The organism is Aeromonas sp. ZOR0002 (assembly GCF_963866995.1).
Lineage (GTDB): Bacteria > Pseudomonadota > Gammaproteobacteria > Enterobacterales > Aeromonadaceae > Aeromonas > Aeromonas caviae.
In genome coordinates this window covers 6,604-9,671 of record NZ_CAWMFQ010000136.1, presented here as the reverse complement: position 1 = coordinate 9,671, position 3,068 = coordinate 6,604, and the positions used below count along the sequence as shown (strand labels likewise).

The window sequence follows — 3,068 nt, the reverse complement described above, 5'->3', positions numbered from 1 at the left end:
GGCGCTGGGCCTCATCCAGCTCGACGAAGGGGTGGTCCCCCAGGGCGGCCGGCAGCCAGTGGCTCTCCTGCACCAGAAACACATGCGCCGGATCGGCGGCGTAGTCGTGGCGAAGGCCAGGGGCGATGATGCAGGCAAAACCGGGGGCGAGGCGACATCCCCGACCCTGCACCTCGATCTCGAGGGGACCGACGAGGGGGATCACCAGCTGGGCGTGGTCATGACTGTGGCTCTGCATGTCGCTCTGGTAGTGACGCAGGCTGAAGGGGGAGGCGGCAGATAAGCATGACGCGGCACCGGGCCGCGTCATTGAAAGGGATGCATCGTTTGCCATGGGCAGCCGCATTACTCGGCGTCGAAGTCTTCGATCTCTTTGCCAAGGGCTTCCATGATGGCGCGGGCCTCAGCGGGGACGCTGTCCGGGTGATCCTTGCGCAGGTCGTCGTCACAGGGCAGCGGCTGGCCGGTGAAGGCGTGCAGGAAGGCTTCGCAGAGCAGCTCGCTGTTGGTCGCATGACGCAGGTTGTTCACCTGGCGACGGGTGCGCTCATCGGTCAACACCTTCAGCACCTTGAGCGGGATCGAGACGGTTATCTTCTTGACCTGTTCGCTCTTCTTGCCGTGCTCTGCATAGGGGCTGACGTAGTCGCCGTTCCACTCTGTACCCATGTTCCACCTGTAGTCGTTTGGCCGTGAGCGCGGATTTTAACCCTTAAGGAATTCAATGGCAATCCAACAGCAAAGCCATTTAGACGTCTAGAAGTGTTGACGGCTTTTTTAAGGTGGCGTAGTGTGGTGCACCATGGGCCGGCAGTCCGGCCAGCGAAAATGAGAGCGGGGCTGGACGACCCACGAGGCGGACCGGCTCCGGCAACCCATCAAGGAGAGTGACATGACCCACAAGGCCACCCTGGCGGTACGCACCGGGATTGAGACAGACACGCAGCACGGTGCCGTGGTGCCCCCCATCTACCTCTCCAGCAACTACACCTTTGCCGACTTTGGCGAGCCCCGTCAATACGACTATGCCCGTTCCGGCAACCCGACCCGCACCAATCTGGCGGACGCCCTGGCGGCCCTGGAAGGGGGGGCCGGCGCCGTGGTGACCGGCACCGGCATGGGAGCCGTTCACCTGGTGACCACGGCTCTGCTCAAGGCGGGGGATCTGCTGATCGCCCCCCACGACTGCTACGGCGGTACCTGGCGTCTGTTCGAGTATCTGGCGGCCAAGGGCCACTACCAGGTGCAGTTCGTGGATCAGGGAGACGAGGTGGCGCTGGCCGCCGCGCTGGCCCAGAAACCCGCACTGGTGTGGGTGGAGACCCCCTCCAATCCGCTGCTGCGGGTGGTGGACATCGCCGCCATCGCCGAGGCCTCCCACGGGGTGGGGGCCCAGGTGGTGGTGGACAACACCTTCCTCTCCCCCTTGCTGCAACAGCCCCTGGCCCTTGGTGCCGACGTGGTGGTCCACTCCACCACCAAGTACATCAACGGCCACTCCGACGTGGTAGGGGGTGTGGCGATCGCCAAGGATCAGGCTCTTGCCGACTCCCTGGTGTGGTGGGCCAACTGCCTGGGGCTCACTTCCGGTGCCTTTGACTCCTACCTCACCCTGCGGGGTCTGCGCACCCTGGCCCCGCGCCTGCGCACCCATCAGGAGAACACGGATCGCATCCTCGCCTTCTTGCAGCAGCAGCCGCTGGTCAAGCGGATCTATCACCCCAGCCTGCCGAGCCATCCGGGCCACGACATTGCGCGCCGTCAACAGTCCGGCTTTGGCGCCATGCTAAGTTTTGAGCTCGATTGCAACGAGACGGGGCTGCGCGCCTTCCTCGCGGGGCTGCGCCTCTTCTCGGTGGCGGAGTCCCTCGGCGGGGTGGAGAGTCTGGTGGCCCATCCGGCCAGCATGACCCACAGGGCCATGACCCCGGCGGCCCAGCAGGCGGCGGGTATCAGTGCCCAGTTGCTGCGCCTGTCGGTGGGGATTGAACACGGTGAGGATCTGGTGGCCGATCTGGCCCAGGGGTTTGAACAGGCGCAGTTGGCACAACAGGCAGAGCAGGTGAAGTAATGGAACAACAACAAGGAGAGTGTGTGGTGGCAACAGAGGCAGTCTTCAAGCGGCGCCATGTACACAAGTTCGGCGGCAGCAGCCTGGCGGATCCGGTCTGTTATCGCCGGGTCGCCAGCATCGTCGAGCAACAGGTGGGGGGCAACGAGCTGGTGGTGGTCTCCGCCGCGGGCAAGACCACCAACCGGCTGATCCAGCTGGTGGAGCTGGCGGAAGCGGGGGATGAGGCCGCAGGCGAAGCCATCACCGCCCTGCACGCCTATCAGCAGAGCCTGATCGACGGCCTGCTGGAAGGGGAGCTTCACCTCGATCTGAGCCAGCAACTGACGGACGACATGCAGCTGATCGCCAAGACCCTGGAGGGGCAGTTTGACCGCTTCGAGCGCAACGGCCTGCTCGCCTTTGGCGAGGTGTGGTCCGCCCGTCTGCTGGCTGCCCTGCTCACCAGCCGGGGTGAGGCGGCCGCCTGGCTCGATGCCCGCAGCTTCCTGCGCGCAGAAGACGGCGCCCTCATCAAGGTGGATACCGCCCTCTCCAGCGAGCTGCTCAAGGCCCGCCTGGCCGAGCACGCCGGTCGCATCGTGGTGACCGGCTTCATCGCCGCCGACATGGAGGGGCGTTCCCTGCTGCTGGGGCGCAACGGCTCCGACTACAGTGCCAGCCTCCTGGCGGCGCTGGCGGACGGCGAGTCCACCACCATCTGGAGCGACGTGGCCGGGGTCTACAGTGCCGACCCGCGCCGGGTTAAAGAGGCGCGTCTGCTGGAGCGCCTGAGCCTGGCCGAGGCCAACGAGCTGGCGCGCCTGGGCTCCTCGGTGCTGCATTCGCGTACCCTGCAGCCGGTGGCCGACAGCCGCCAGCGACTCACCCTGCGCTGCAGCTACAATCCGGACGAAGGCTGTACCCACATCCTGCGCCGTGCGCCCCGCTCCGGCGGTGCCCGCATCGTCTCCTCGGTGGATCAGATAGCCCTCATCGAGCTCAAGGTGCTGCCGCA

General features: G+C 65.8%; 4 protein-coding genes. 2 read left to right on the top strand and 2 right to left on the bottom strand.

Annotated elements, in window-relative coordinates; genetic code table 11:
• Together AACR77_RS08275 and metJ are read right to left on the bottom strand one after the other, a co-directional pair.
• A partial coding sequence (locus tag AACR77_RS08275; protein ID WP_042880756.1) for an AraC family ligand binding domain-containing protein occupies positions 1 to 310 on the bottom strand: 310 nt, incomplete at its 3' end.
• A 35-nt stretch (positions 311 to 345) separates the two neighbouring features.
• The gene (gene metJ / locus AACR77_RS08270) at positions 346 to 669 is read right to left on the bottom strand and encodes a met regulon transcriptional regulator MetJ (protein WP_005327165.1); all 324 of its coding nucleotides are present in this window, start codon (positions 667 to 669) and stop codon (positions 346 to 348) included.
• Positions 670 to 892: 223 nt separating this feature from the next.
• Here metJ and metB point away from each other — a divergent pair, with 223 nt between their 5' ends.
• Both metB and AACR77_RS08260 read left to right on the top strand, forming a co-directional pair.
• A complete protein-coding gene (gene metB / locus AACR77_RS08265; RefSeq protein WP_010675705.1) occupies positions 893 to 2,071 on the top strand; it encodes a cystathionine gamma-synthase in 1,179 nt (392 codons plus the stop codon).
• Positions 2,071 to 3,068, top strand: a 998-nt coding sequence (locus AACR77_RS08260) for an amino acid kinase family protein (RefSeq protein ID WP_042880753.1), incomplete at its 3' end; no start/stop codon positions are given. The genes metB and AACR77_RS08260, both read left to right, overlap by 1 nt.